This is a genomic window from Salinibacillus aidingensis (genome assembly GCF_055393355.1).
The window spans coordinates 1,674,384-1,689,620 of sequence record NZ_AP043759.1; the positions used below are offsets into that span (position 1 = coordinate 1,674,384).

Here is a 15,237-nt window from a genome sequence, read left to right on the forward strand (position 1 = left end):
TAACTATGACTCTGATTATGTTTTAATGAAAGAGTTGTATGCTTAATTTTGCATATGCTGGTGCAACTGATGTTTACGACCCTTTATATAATAATAGGTATATAGAATTATAGACAAAAATACGGAAATTGCTGCGGTTAAATAAATCACTGAATAATTAAAAATAAAAGCAATTTGTCCGAAAATAATCGCTCCAGTACCTACACCTAAGTCAAATGAAGAAAAAAACGTAGCATTTGCCATTCCTTTACGATTTTCAGCTGCCTTTTCAACCGCCCATGCCTGCAGTGTCGGCTGTACAGCACCAAAGCCCAGACCATATAAGGACGCAGCAATAAGCATCACAAATGTTCCGGGTAACCAGGAAAGTAACAGCATGGCTATGCAAATCAGAAAGGCTCCTGGAGGGAATACATACAAGTGGCCCTTATTGTCGTAAATTTTACCTGAAAAGGTTCTTGAGATCATTAAAAAGATAGCAAAGGTTAAAAAATAAAGTTCAATACCATACACACCTTTTTGTTCAGCATACAAAGGGAGAAAGGAAGCAATCCCTCCGAATGTTACCGTAATAAAAAACAACAGGGAGGCAGGCTGTAAAGCTGTCTTTTCAAAAACATCCAGTTTCATCGCTGTTGTTTGATTCGGTGACTGTTCGGCTTTTTTATATTGGATTTTTGATGAAAGTAACAACGAAATGAGACCGAGGGCTGCACAGATTAAAAATAAATATGTAAACGACATAACCCCGGCTAACGTTAAACCCAAGGATGGTCCAAAGGCCAAGGCGAGATTCCCTGAGAGTCCGAAATAACCCATACCTTCACCACGGCGTTTAGGCGGGATAATATCTGTTGCAATGGTCCCCGTGGCTGTTGTAGAAAATCCCCAGCCCATACCTTGAAGAATTCTCATGAGGAATAGAAAAACGATACTGGCAGCGAAGGCGTATGAACCGACAGAAATGACAAATACGCCAAGGCCAGTCATATATACGATTTGACGGCCTTTCGACTCGAGCGCATGACCTGCGAATGGCCGGAGAAGCAGGGCAGAAAAGGTGAAAACCCCCACAATAACACCAATCAGCTTATCATTTCCACCTAATTCTTCCACAAATAATGGAATGGTGGGAAGAGTCATTTGAAAACCTAAAAATATAAAAAAGTTAGCCAGACAAATGAGAATAAAATCCCGAGTCCAGATTTTATCCGGGTGATCTTTGGATTCGACGCTTTGATTTACAGACATAAGTTAAACGCACCTTTCTTCGATACTCGAAATATATTATACATGAGGGAAGTGCAGATTGAAATGATGTTTTGTAAATCAGGACAAGCTGCAGCATGAAATCTGGCCATATCGATGACGATGAGATCACTAGACTTTGAAATTACGTATGATGATAATGATTAGGCTTCCGTTTAAAATTCATTTTGTCTCACTATCCTGAGAATACTTCGTTAATGAGACTTGATTATTCAATTTTGGATAACTTCCGATAATATATGTTATGTAAACTTATAGAATATAGAAAATCTATATCGATTAATCTCCAAGTTCTTGGTTCTCTCCCTATTGTCATTGTTCGGTACATATTTAATAAAGTCATTTTACTTTTAGCAGTTTTCCTCTCTTAATTTTATGTGTATTAATTAGTTGTGTTCAGTATTTAAATACTTTAGTTCAAACACTTTTAACTAACATTCAGCTGCTTTAAAATCAAAAATTTATAACATATTGTCCGACCAGATCTTTACCATCCAAGATGTTAATTTTTTATTATAAAATTCTTGATCCTTTCACGTACTCGAACCTTTAATAAAACACAATAGACAACCCTTATATTTGGGTTGTCTAAACAGAATTACGTTATAGGTGCTGGATTGAACAAGCTTAGATCATTGTTTATTCCCCAATGGTCAGCCCATGTTTGTTTACGTCCGCTAGCAACATCTAATATAAAATGGAAAACTTCCCATCCTACTTCCTCAATTGTAGCTTCACCAGTTGCAATTTGACCTGCGTTAACATCAATCAAATCATCCCATTGCTCTTTTAACTCATTTCGCGTAGAAACTTTAATTACTGGAGCTATTGGTAAACTATATGGGGTACCTCGACCTGTAGTGAAAACTTGAAGATGCATGCCAGAGGCGAGTTGCAACGTACCACAAACAAAGTCACTAGCAGGTGTAGCAGCAAATATTAGACCTTTTTTTGTTGCCTTTTCTCCTGGAGACAAAACTCCTGAAATAGGACTACTTCCAGACTTGGCAATTGAACCCAGTGATTTCTCAACTACGTTTACTAAACCACCTTTTTTATTTCCAGGAGAGGGATTTGCATTTCGATCGGATTTTCCGGAATTTAAATAATTGTCGTACCATTTCATTTCTTCAATGAGCGCATGACCGATATCCTCATTAACAGCTCGAGGTGTTAATAAGTGAACAGCATCTCTTACCTCTGTAACTTCTGAAAATAGTACAGTTGCACCGGCACGGACTAATAAATCTGCAGCATATCCTACAGCAGGATTGGCAGTAACACCGGAGAAAGCATCACTTCCCCCACATTGTAATCCTACAACTAAATCTGAAACAGAACAGGTCTCTCGCTCTCGATTGTTTAACTTCTCCAGTCTTTCCTCGGCCATATCCATAATTGCATCAACCATATTAATAAAGCCTTGTTGGCCTTGTAATGAAAGGATACTATCATCTTTATTATCACCTTCTATTAGCCTCTCAGGTGACAATTTTTCACAACCCAGACCGACCACCATTACCTCCCCACCAAAATTGGGATGAGTGGACATACTTTGAAGGGTACGAATGGGTATATTTGCTTCAGGTGCATTTATGGCCACACCACACCCATAAGAATGATTTATTGCAACTACATCGTGTACATTAGGGAATTTTGGAAGAAGTTCTTTTTTAATTTTATTTACTGCATAATCAAGAACTCCCACTACACATTGAACACTTGTAGTAATACCCAGGATATTTTTAATTCCAGCAGTTCCATCTGCATTTCGATATCCCTCAAAGGTATATCCTTCTAAAGGTTGTATGCTTGATTGATCTCTTGTTGCAATAGGCAATTTCTCTATTTCAGGAGGGTTCGGCACATCTACTAAAGGTTCCTTGACCCATCTTCCTTTCTTTATGTGGGTATTTGCAAAACCAATGACTTCTCCATAACGAATAATCTCTTGACCTTGTTGCAAATCAATCAATGCTACTTTATGCCCCCCTGGAATGTACTCGTGCAGTTCCAGACCACATTGAAATACAGTTCCTGGCTTCAATCCACCTGAATTAACAATCGTTGCAACATTATCCTCTTTATTTACTTTAATATAAAGCGGAATATCACTCTTCGTGTTATTTATTGGCATAAGGAATGTTTCCCCTCCCAATTTAGTATGATTATTGATGATAAAAGTCCATCATCTTACCAGACATGGTCTTTTATTATCAAATTTCCATCCAGGAATTAAATATTGCATAGCAATAGAATCATCACGGGCACCCAGATTCATTTTTTTATAAAGATTATGGGCTTTATCAATTTGATCCAAATCAATCTTAATACCTAATCCTGGCTGATCTGGAACTTTTACATTTCCATTTTTTATTTCAAAGGGTTCTTTGGTTAAACGTTGACCATCCTGCCATATCCAGTGTGTATCGATAGCAGTAATATTTCCAGGGGCAGCCGCTGCAACATGAGTAAACATAGCTAAAGAAATATCAAAGTGATTGTTAGAATGAGATCCCCAGGTTCTTCCCCAATCGTGACACATTTGTGCAACACGCACTGACCCTTGCATCGTCCAAAAATGGGGATCTGCTAGTGGTATATCAACTGCATTTAATTGCATCGCATGACCCATTTCGCGCCAATCTGTTGCCATCATATTAGTAGCAGTAGGTAAACCTGTTTCACGTCTAAACTCTGCCATGATCTCACGGGAAGAAAAGCCATGTTCAGCGCCACATGGATCTTCGGCATATGCCAACACGTCATGTTTGTTTTTACACAGTCTTATGGCATCCTTTAAATACCAGCAACCATTTGGGTCCAACGTGATTCGCGCTTCAGGGAAACGTTCAGCCAACGCAGTTACAGCTTCCATCTCTTCTTCACCGCGAAGGACCCCGCCCTTTAATTTGAAATCACGAAATCCATACCGTTCTTTTGCAGCTTCTGCCAGTCTTACAATGGATTCCGGGGTTAAGGCTTCCTTCCGTCGTAATCGAAACCATTCATCGTTTGCGTTATCTTCACTTATATAAGGCAAATCAGTTTTAGAACTGTCACCAATGTAAAACAGGTATCCTAGCATTTTTACTTCAGCTCTCTGTTGACCTTCACCTAGCAAAGCTGCTACTGGAACTTCCAAATGTTTTCCTAATAAATCTAAAAAAGCAGCTTCTAATGCAGTGACAGCATGAATCATAATTCGCAAATCAAAAGTCTGTAAACCACGACCGGAAGCATCCCTGTCTGCGAATGTACTTCTAACTTTATTTAAAATATTGTTATAGTTGCCTATTGAATGACCAATTACCATCGATTTTGAATCGGCTATTGTTTTACGTATTTCTTCTCCCCCAGGAACTTCTCCAACCCCCATATTTCCACTGCTATCCTTAAGAATTACGATATTTCTAGTGAAGAAAGGACTATGTGCTCCACTTAAATTTAATAACATACTATCTTGACCAGCCACCGGAATCACTGACATATCTACAATGGTTGGAGTGCTTTTTTTCGTAATTATAGTCATCGTCATATATAATCAACCCCTAATTTTTGTATTAAAATTACTTCAGATTTTCCCGTACTGATATTCAATTGTTTATAAACATGAACTAGCTATTTAGAGGGTTTTCTGATGCTTCTGAATTTCTTTCCTCTCGTTTCTCCTTTTTTGTTTTTCGACTATCATATATGGCATAGATAACCGAAGCCAAAATTAGAACCCATAGTACAATGGCAATAGGACCTTTTGTAAAGAAGATCATTAAATCCCCATTACTTCCTTTCAAGCTATCGATAAAATATTTTTCAGATTGTCTTCCTAAAATAAATCCAATTAAAAATGGGGCAATTTGTACTCCGATTTTCATAAATAAATAGCCTAGAAAACCAAATAATAGTAACGTCCATACATCAAACATCACGCCAGAATTAATGGCATAAGAACCAACAACACACATCACAATGATAATTGGATAAATGGTATGTTTAGGGATATAGACAATCTTTGCCATATATTTAATCGAAAAAAACATGAGAATGAACATGACAATGTTTGCAATAATAAGTGAGAATACAATACCATTCCAAAGGTCAGGGTTGGTTGTAATAAATAAAGGACCTACTTGTATACCTTGCAATAGAAAGGCTCCAATTAGTACGGCTGTTGTACTATCACCCGGTATTCCCAAGGATAGTAGTGGTATTAACGCTCCACCTATTAATCCATTATTGGCTGATTCACTGGCAATAAGTCCTTCTGGTTCTCCAGTGCCCAGCTTCTCAGGTTTTTTTGAAAAGTTTTTTGTCTGTGAATATGATGTGATCGACGCGGCACTTCCTCCCACACCTGGCAGCATACCTATAAAAGTACCTATTACAGAGGAACGAATCGTATTTACTAATTGGCCATTAAATATTTTAAATGTGAATTTATTCTTTTTATTTTTGCTTAAATCAAAATTTTGATGGGCTGCTGGTTTCATTCCCTCCTCAGCCTCATGGATAATTTGACCAATTGCAAATAAACCGATAAGGACAGGGAGAAGGGCAAACCCATAATATAATTGCTCTTCTAATCCTAATGGAATCATTCGTAATTTATTGTTGTCAGGAAACATACCTATTAGACTTATAAAGACCCCCAGTACGCCACTAAAAATTCCTACAAGCAAGCTTCCTTTAGAGATTGATGCTATGACCGTCAGAGCAAAAAGGATAATTAAAAATTTCTCAACTGAAGAAAATTCTATTGCGATCGATGAAAGTAATGGAGCAAAGAAATATAGAATCGTTAAACTAAAGAAACCACCGATAATGGAAGCTGAAATTGCTACCTTTAATGCTTTCTCCCCTTGGCCTTTTTGAGTCATAGGAAAACCATCAAAAGTAGTACATAACGAAGAAGGAGTTCCCGGAATATTTAGTAGAATTGCAGGAACTAAGCCTCCACTAATTCCGCCAACATATAGCCCTATTAATAATGCAATAGCATCAACCATGTCGAGTGCATAGGTAAGGGGAAGGAAGAGGGCAATCGACATCGTTGCCGTCATCCCAGGTATTGCGCCAAATACGATACCAAGCATTACACCTGTAAATACTAAGACTACAGACAATGGAGTGAGTATCCCGATTATTTCCATAAATTGCTACCCTCCTTATGGTAAAGTTATATTGAACATTTGACCGAATAAAAACCAAATGAAAACTGATGTTATTATTGAATTGGCAAGAGATAGGAGAATTGATTTCCGTTTTAGATCACCAATAAATAAAAGCATAATAAGAAACATAAAAAGAATACTAGATAGTAGAAAGCCAATTGGCTCCATTATGATTCCATAACCCAGGAGTAAAATAATGGTTCCGTAAAATTTAGGTTTATCATAATTGTCTATGAAAAAATTAAAATTAAACTTCTTTGATTTCCCTTCCTTTATTCTTGTAACGATCCTTCTTACTATTATCAGAATCAATAAAGTAATGAGAATTGATAATACGATTTTAGGAAAAATGGTATGCGATTCACTAAATGTAATCTCAAGACTAAGAAGATCACTCATCAGCTCACCTTCTTCTATTCAAACTTTTATAAATTTAGAGGCTGTCTGTATTGTTATACAAACAACCTCTTATTAAATTTTCATTCACTTATTTACTCTGTAAGCTCATCCACGGACGGGGCATTTTTAATAATGTTTTGAAGGGTAGACCTCTTCTCTAGTAAATAATCATCGGCCTTATCAGCTGGGATATAATTAGGAATATAGGCATTTTTGCTTAAATCATTAATATAATCAGAGTTTTCTACAACTTCTGCAACTGCTTTATCTAAGGCTTTAGCAAAGTCTGGGTTTATATCTTTTGGTAATAGGAAGAAAAATTCCTTGTCAAAAACAAATTTCTCTCCGTCAAAAGTGATTCCCTGTTCCGAAAATGTAGGAATGTCATATCCTTCAACTCGTTCACCAGCTGTAATTCCTAAGAACTTCATCTTAACATCGGAATCTACGCCATCTTTTGTATATTCGCTATTACCACCAATAGATCCGTTAATGATATCGGCATTACCATCCCATAATGCCTGATTCTTATCCTGCTGTGATCCTGTTGGATAAACTTTAATTCGATTCGCAACTTCTTCCCCATATTTTTCCTCAACCCATAAATAATAGCCATCAAAAGAGATTTCAGAAGTGCCACCAGCTTCTATAGCAACAGTAATAGTTTCATTGGGATTGCTTTGTAACCATTCAGCCGAATCAGCCATTGTATCGTATGGTGCATCTGAACGAGCTAAAAATGCGTTACCTGGGTTTGTTGAAACAACCGGACCAATTTTCCAGTTTTCTAATTTATTTTTCTTATTGATACTTCCATATTCAATACCTAAATATGACATGTCATGGAAAAACATGATCGTACTTCCATCAGTGTCAGCATTGGATAGCTCACTAAAAGCCTTAACAGCACCAACAGCATCTACCTTCATATTTGTACCTAATGAATCCTCCAGATATCTGCTAACAGCATCTGCATTTTGATAGGTATCCCCTCCTGTTGAAGTGGAGCCAATCACCACACGAATTCTATCAGGGACCTCTGCACCGCTGCCACCACCTTTATCATCTCCAGTCGATTTACTATTACAAGCAACTAGCAATGCAGAAAGAACCAAAACCATTAAAACCGACAAAACCCTCCTCATAGATAAACACCCCTTTATAATTTTTTATAACTTATTTACAACCTAATTTTCACTTTAAAGATCTGCGCAGTAATTTAAGCGCTTTCACTAAAGATTTACTTTAACCATTTAAAATTAAATGGATTCCCTAGTTCCTAAGTTTAGCTATTAAAGAAAAGGATAGGGAGGGGAAAGTCCCATCCCCCCTCAATAAAAATAAAATTATTTAACAAAAACTGTTTTAATAGAAGTAAAGAATTCAATTGCTGCTTGACCTTGTTCACGCGAATGTGAGCTAGATTGCTTCATGCCACCAAATGGAGCCTGAAGCTCAACTCCGGCACTCTCTGCATTAATTCTAACTAGACCCGCATCCATCTCTTCAATAAATGAAAGCATTTGCTGAATATTTGTTGTAAAGATTGAGGCACTTAAACCATATTCAACATCATTTGCCACATGCACGCCTTCCTCCATGCTATCAACTTTTATTAATGCAATAACTGGGCCAAAAATCTCTTCTTGGGCTATTGTCATGTCTGAGTTTACATGATCAAATATAGTGGGTTCTACATAGTATCCATTATCATAGTCTTCACCTGTGAGCCTCTCACCACCTAACAGCAGTGTTGCACCCTCTTCTTTTCCCTTTTGAATATAGGAAAGTACTGTATTTAGTTGTTTTTCATTTGCACTTGGTCCCATCCAAATACCATCATTTAAGCCATTCCCAATGGTAATGTCTTTTGTTTTGGCAAGTAGGCGTTTCTTAAATTCATCGTAAACATCACTTTGAACGATTACCCGGCTTGTCGCTGTGCATTTTTGGCCGGTTGAGCGAAATGCGCCACTTATTGTAGCGTCTACGGCTAAGTCAAGATCTGCGTCCGCTGATACAATGACAGGATTTTTCCCGCCCATTTCAAGTTGGTATTTTGCACCTCTTGCAAGAGCTGATTGACCAATTTGTTTACCAACGGTATTTGATCCCGTAAATGTGATCCCATTAATATCAGGGTGTTCTGCTAACCCCTGGCCAATAACTGATCCTTGGCCGGTAACTAGGTTCACAACTCCGGATGGAAATCCTGCTTCTGCAAAACATTCAAATATTTTTGCACAAGTAACCGCTGTTTCTGTAGCTGGTTTCATAACAATTGAGTTCCCATATATTAAAGCAGGTGCAGCCTTCCACATCGGAATCGCTACTGGGAAATTCCAAGGTGTAATAATGCCCACTACCCCTAACGGAACACGAGTCGTAAACATAAGTGCATCTTTGTCTGTCGAAGGGATGACATCTCCAACCTTTCTCATTCCTTCACCTGCATAGTAACGAAGGATGGCAACTCCTCGCGCTGTTTCACCTTTTGCTTCAGAAAGGGTTTTTCCCATTTCTCTTGTCATGATCTCTGCTACTTCATCCAAGCGCTGTTCAAGAATATCAGCAGCCTTAAAAAGAATTTTTCCTCTGGCATCACCAGATAATTTTTTCCAATCCTTTTGTGCTTTGTTTGCAGCAGCAACAGCACTCTCAAGATCATCTTTAGTTGATACTTGTACATAGCCAACCACATCTTCAATATTGGCAGGGTTCGTGTTTTTAATCACCTCATCTGATGATGAAGACGTCCACTCCCCATCGATGTAGTTTAAATAAGTTTTAATTTCACTTTGAACTACCACATCAACACCTCCATTTAGTAATTTTATAAATATAGCTTAATTGGTAGCTATTTTTGCTGGATATTTGTCAAATGCTGTCTTTAAAATTTTCTCAAGTTGTTCGTAATGCTCTTTTTCAACAGGAGTGACTGGTGGCCTTACAGTATTTTCAACTGGCAAACCTACAATCTCCATACCTGCCTTAATTAAAGAAATGGCATAACCGCTTCTTTGTTTTCTAATTTGTGATATTGGTAGAATGACATCTTGATAGATATCTTGGACGGTATGCATATCGTTGTTAAGTAAAGATTCATAAAATAGCCTTGAGATATGCGGTATATAGTTTGAAATGGCTGATGAATATGAATCAAATCCTAACTGCACATAAGCAGGCATTGTAACTTCTGCCATTGGCATTCCATTCAGCCAGCGTAAGCGTCTTCCTATTGTTTGAGTTAACTCAACATTTAATTCCATATTCCCAATTCCATCTTTTAAACCTACCACTTGTGGGAATTCGACCAGTTTTTCTAAGGTTTCTAGTTGAAGGACTGCATTTGCACGTTGGTAGACGATTGCATTAAGTTCTGTACTTCCAACAATGGTTTTATAATACTCATAAAGTCCATCCTGCTCACTATTTATTAGATATGGTGGCAGAACTAAATATCCATCTACACCATGTTTTTCCGAAACTTTTGCCTGATCCAGAGCCGTAGACAAATTCCCACCAACGCCTGTATAGACTGGGACTCTCCCGTTTACTTCGGAAGTCGCAAGTTCAACCATCGATTCATATTCTTTGGTACTAATTGCATTAAATTCACCTGAACCACACGCTATAAAGATAGCTTCCAAACCTTCATCCAATAAAAACTCAATATTTTTAGATAAGCTTTTTTCACAGATATTTCCCCTTTCATTATAGGGTGTAATAGGAAACCCTAAAATTCCTTTAGGTGTTTGTCTTTCATTTGTCATACCCACTTCGCCCCTTTCATGGCCTATTTATTATGAATACTCTTAAACATTCTCTGCCTAACATTATCAAGGTGTCTATACATGCAGATATATGTTTCAATAGGATCTCTTTTTGCCAGTGCATTGTATATATCCTTGTGCTGTTGAACAGTAAGCTCTTTATTCCTATGGTTTAGAGAGACACTTCCCAATGTTTCATCAAACATATTTAATAGCGGGTCAATAATGCCTTCTGTTATAGAGTTACTTGCGCTATGTGCGATAATCCTATGGAACTCTTTATCTGCATTGTTGTAATTTTCTTCTTTTTCTTCCATTACCTTAATCGTCTCTGCTAATTTTTCTAAACTTTCATCTGATATCTTTTCTGCGGCAAGTGTAACTAATCCTAATTCCTGGGACAGCCTTGTTTCCATAATGGATTCAATATCCCCGGCAGATAGCGCCAGCATAATCCTAAATGGATTGCTGCCAATTCGATCTGAGAAAAACGTTCCTTCTTTTGTCTTTCTGTGTACAACTCCTACTGTTTCCAGAGAACTCATTGCTTCTCTAAGAACAGGTCTACTTACATATAACATTTCCATTAATTCCATTTCGGAAGGAAGCTTATCTCCTGGCTTTAACTGACCAGTCATAAGTAACTCAATAATTTGATCAATTACTTGTTCAGATAAAGTTTTACGCTTAACGGATTTCATCTTAAGCAAGCCTGATTGTTCTTCCATCATCTCTCACCTTTCAACTTAAAAACATATTTACCGGTAGAATATGTTTATTTATTTGTATAAATTGTAAGACAAATAAAATATTCTGTCAATTTAAAATTTTAAGAGGATTTGATTGTAAGACAAATAAAAATTTTAAGAGTTTAGGTTTGTATAATATTAAAAGGCATAATAGCTGATATAGTATTTTTTGTTACTCTCAACAAGCACAAGTAGTAAAGTTCACCGCGACATGACCATCAATCATAGTAAATTGTTGTCTATAAACTAAAAAAAGCTCGCAAAATTATTTGAAAGCAATCTTTTTATGGGAATTTTATTCGATTCCATTGTCTGTGAAAGACATTTCTAATTCAGGTAATACAAATTGTCAAATTGGTAAATAATGAATATGAAGTAATGTTTAGAGGTGGTGTATCCTTCTATGGAAGACAATCGCTTTACTATGAAAATTAATGACCAGGAATTCGAAGCTATTGAAGGTCAATCAATTTTGGAAGCAGCATTGGAAAATAATATTTATATTCCGGGTATCTGCTCCTCCCAGCCGGATCTCGGGATTGGGGCTATTCAGACTTGTGATACCTGCTATGTGGATGTAAATGGTGACTTAAAACGTGCCTGTTCTACGGATGCACAGCCAAATATGGTTGTCAATTCAGTGTCCGAAACGGCTAAAGAGGCTCAATTAGAAGGAATGTCACGTATTTTGAAGAATCACGAGCTGTATTGCACCGTTTGTGACAACAATAATGGAAATTGTGAGGTACATAACACAGCTGAGTATTTACAGCTCGACCATCAGAAATATGAATTTACTCCAAAACCATATCCGCCTGACAACTCCCACCCTTTTTACCGGTATGAACCGGACCAGTGTATTTTATGCGGTTTGTGTGTGGAGGCCTGTCAGGATCTTCAGGTCAGTGAAGTGCTAAGCATTGATTGGGAACGCGAACAGCCACGAGTCATTTGGGATGATGATGTTCCGATTAATGAATCATCCTGCGTTTCCTGTGGTCATTGTGTTTCCGTCTGTCCTTGTAACGCACTAATGGAGAAATCCATGCTTGGAGAAGCCGGTTATATGACAGGAACTCCTAAAAATATTTTAGAGCCTATGATTGATTTAACTAAAGAAGTAGAGCCTGGCTATCAGGAGATTTTCACCATATCAAATGTTGAAGCAACGATGCGTGAAGACAGGATTAACAAAACGAAAACGGTTTGTACGTATTGCGGGGTTGGCTGCAGCTTTGAGGTTTGGACAAAAGATCGGGAAATCCTGAAAGTCCAGCCTACCAGCGATGCTCCTGTAAATGGAATTTCCACTTGTGTAAAAGGAAAATTTGGCTGGGATTTTGTAAATAGTGAAGAACGTCTGACAAAACCACTTATCCGTAAAGGGGATAAATTTTACGAAGCAACCTGGGAAGAAGCATTAACCCTTATGGCTGATAAATTTACTGAGCTAAAGGATAAGGAAGGCTCTGATTCTCTCGGTTTTATTGCTTCCTCCAAGTGTACAAATGAAGAAAATTATCTGTTCCAAAAGCTGGCCCGGTCTGTATTTGGTACAAACAATATTGATAACTGCTCAAGATATTGTCAAACCCCTGCGTCTGCAGGACTCATGCGGACAGTTGGTATCGGTGGTGACTCTGGTACGATGGAAGACATTGCAACATCTGATTTAGTTATTGTTGTCGGAGCAAATCCAACCGAGTCCCATCCAGTGCTGGCTACAAGAGTTAAAAGAGCACACAAACTTCACGGTCAAAAGTTAATCGTATCTGATTTGAGAAAAAATGAATTAGCTGATCGTGCTGATTTGCATATTCACCCTGAACCTGGTTCTGATCTTGTATGGATTTCAGCTGTAACCAAGTACATTTTGGATCAGGGCTGGGAAGCCAAAGAATTTTTAGAAAATCGCGTAAATAATGTGGAAGAATTTAAGCAATCCCTGGAAAAGTTCACACTTGAATACGCAGAAAAGCATGCCGGTTTATCAAAGGAAACACTTATTCAAACAGCTGAAATGATTCGGGACGCAGAAGGTACATGTATTTTATGGGCTATGGGCGTTACGCAGCACATGGGTGGTACAGATACAAGCACAGCTATTGCTAACCTGTTATTAGTTACAGGGAACTTTGGGAAGCCTGGTGCAGGAGCCTATCCTCTCCGTGGCCATAACAACGTACAAGGAGCCAGTGATTTTGGTACAATGCCAAACTTCCTCCCTGGTTATGAGCCGGTGGAAAAGGATGAGGTACGTTCCCGCTACGAACAGGCATGGGGGACTGAACTTCCAAAATACCCTGGTTTAAACAATCATCAAATCGTAGAAGCAATCATGGATGGAAACGTCAAAGGAATGTATCTTTTTGGAGAAGAAATGGGCCTCGTTGATTCAAATATCAATTATGTTGAAGAAGCTTTTGAAAAACTCGATTTCTTTGTCGTTCAGGACATTTTCTTCTCTAAAACTGCCCAGTATGCAGACGTTGTCCTCCCTGCTGCTCCAAGTTTGGAGAAAGAAGGAACTTTTACAAATACGGAAAGAAGAATTCAGCGTTTTTATCAGGTCATGGACCCGCTTGATGACTGTAAGCCTGATTGGCAGATTTTCCAGGAGTTTGCTAACAAAATGGGCGCCAACTGGGATTATAGTCATCCATCAGACATTATGGATGAAGTAGCAAAGTTGGCCCCGGTCTTTGCCGGCGTGAGCTATGATCGTATGGAGGGCTGGGACAGTCAAGTGTGGCCGGTAAAACCAAATGGGGAAAGTACACCGTTACTTTATGAAGAGCGTTTTAAGTTCCTGGACGGAAAAGCGCGCTTATTCCCTGTTGACTGGACTCCTCCTCTGCAGATGGGAGAAGAATTTGATCTTCACTTAAACAATGGTCGTCTTCTGGAACAGTTCCATGAAGGAAACATGACCAATAAATCAGAGGGAATCAATCATAAAGTATCTAACCCATGGCTGGAGGTTTCACACGAGCTTGCTAAAGAACGTAATTTACAGTCAGGCTCACTGGTACGTCTCACCTCCCCTTATGGAAAAGTAAAGGTACGAGTCTTAGTAACCAATCGCGTGACCGGCAACGAATTGTATTTGCCAATGAACACAACGGAAAATGAAAAAGCCGTGAATAAATTGACCAGCAGCTATTATGATAAGGACACCCATACACCAAACTATAAAGAGACACAGGTGAAAATGGAATTACTGGAAAAAGCCGGAGAGCCTCCTCTCCCTGCGCATAACCACCGTTTTGGCAATCCACAGCCCCACATCGGTGTAGAGGTAGAGAAAAAGTGGAACAGAAAGGACTTCACGCCTGTACCCGAAACGTTGAAAAGAGAGGGATCTTATCATGGCAAAAGCAATCACGCAAATTGAGCAAAAGAGGAAAAGTAAGCAGGAAGAACGTTCAGAGGATTTATCGGCAATCATTAATCAGATTGCCGATAATCGGGAGGTCATTCAGGATACATTAATTATTCTTCAGGAACTTCACGCAACAGGAGTTCTTGATATGCTGAAAGGTCTGCTTCGTACACGGGAAAAGGTTGGTCAAATTGCCATTGAGCAGATTAATCAGCCAGGCATGCATAACATCATTAAAAACGGGATGAATACCATTGGATTACTTGCTGAGATGGAATCCGATCAACTGAAGGCCATGTTCAGTGGCTTGAATACTGGCCTGGAAAAAGCAGCTGAGAGTGCTAAAACCCAAGAAGAAGTTGGACTCTGGGGTCTTATGAAATCTGTAAGAGACCCCAACGTCCGCACATCCATGAATACGATGGTCAACTTTCTTGAAGGTATGGGAAATGGCCTGAATCAACAGAAAACACACTAATACAGGTGGTGTTATT

At 38.5% G+C, this 15,237-nt stretch carries 11 protein-coding genes; 2 read left to right on the plus strand and 9 right to left on the minus strand.

Going from position 1 to position 15,237, the window contains the following annotated elements:
- Positions 1-42 precede the first annotated feature (42 nt).
- From ACZ5OK_RS09065 to ACZ5OK_RS09105, 9 genes are all read right to left on the minus strand, one after another.
- Entirely contained in the window at positions 43-1,251 is a 1,209-nt protein-coding gene (locus tag ACZ5OK_RS09065; RefSeq protein ID WP_343841435.1) for an MFS transporter, read from the minus strand.
- 616 nt (positions 1,252-1,867) lie between these two features.
- A complete protein-coding gene (gene garD / locus ACZ5OK_RS09070) occupies positions 1,868-3,406 on the minus strand; it encodes a galactarate dehydratase (RefSeq protein WP_343841437.1) in 1,539 nt (512 codons plus the stop codon).
- A gap of 51 nt (positions 3,407-3,457) precedes the next feature.
- Positions 3,458-4,807, minus strand: a complete 1,350-nt coding sequence (gudD, locus tag ACZ5OK_RS09075) for a glucarate dehydratase (RefSeq protein ID WP_343841440.1) — start codon at positions 4,805-4,807, stop codon at positions 3,458-3,460.
- Between the two features lie 79 nt (positions 4,808-4,886).
- The gene (locus tag ACZ5OK_RS09080) at positions 4,887-6,419 is read right to left on the minus strand and encodes a tripartite tricarboxylate transporter permease (protein WP_343841442.1); all 1,533 of its coding nucleotides are present in this window, start codon (positions 6,417-6,419) and stop codon (positions 4,887-4,889) included.
- A gap of 15 nt (positions 6,420-6,434) precedes the next feature.
- Positions 6,435-6,839, minus strand: a complete 405-nt coding sequence (locus tag ACZ5OK_RS09085) for a tripartite tricarboxylate transporter TctB family protein (protein ID WP_425542219.1) — start codon at positions 6,837-6,839, stop codon at positions 6,435-6,437.
- Between the two features lie 92 nt (positions 6,840-6,931).
- The gene (locus ACZ5OK_RS09090; protein ID WP_343841445.1) at positions 6,932-7,972 is read right to left on the minus strand and encodes a type 2 periplasmic-binding domain-containing protein; all 1,041 of its coding nucleotides are present in this window, start codon (positions 7,970-7,972) and stop codon (positions 6,932-6,934) included.
- A gap of 213 nt (positions 7,973-8,185) precedes the next feature.
- Positions 8,186-9,649 carry an alpha-ketoglutaric semialdehyde dehydrogenase GucD gene (gucD, locus tag ACZ5OK_RS09095; protein WP_343841448.1) on the minus strand — a complete coding sequence of 488 codons (1,464 nt, stop codon included), beginning with the start codon at positions 9,647-9,649 and terminating at the stop codon, positions 8,186-8,188.
- A 36-nt stretch (positions 9,650-9,685) separates the two neighbouring features.
- Positions 9,686-10,612 carry a 5-dehydro-4-deoxyglucarate dehydratase gene (gene kdgD, locus ACZ5OK_RS09100; protein ID WP_343841450.1) on the minus strand — a complete coding sequence of 309 codons (927 nt, stop codon included), beginning with the start codon at positions 10,610-10,612 and terminating at the stop codon, positions 9,686-9,688.
- Positions 10,613-10,635: 23 nt separating this feature from the next.
- Positions 10,636-11,343, minus strand: coding sequence for a FadR/GntR family transcriptional regulator (locus ACZ5OK_RS09105; RefSeq protein ID WP_464758735.1), 708 nt, complete (start codon positions 11,341-11,343; stop codon positions 10,636-10,638).
- Between the two features lie 421 nt (positions 11,344-11,764).
- On the opposite strand from ACZ5OK_RS09105, the gene fdhF reads away from it, so the two are divergent.
- Positions 11,765-14,755: a formate dehydrogenase subunit alpha gene (fdhF, locus tag ACZ5OK_RS09110; protein ID WP_343841456.1), complete on the plus strand. Its 2,991-nt coding sequence runs from the start codon at positions 11,765-11,767 to the stop codon at positions 14,753-14,755.
- Positions 14,730-15,221, plus strand: coding sequence for a helical membrane plugin domain-containing protein (locus ACZ5OK_RS09115; protein ID WP_343841458.1), 492 nt, complete (start codon positions 14,730-14,732; stop codon positions 15,219-15,221). Before fdhF ends, ACZ5OK_RS09115 begins: the two co-directional genes overlap by 26 nt.
- Positions 15,222-15,237: the final 16 nt, after the last annotated feature.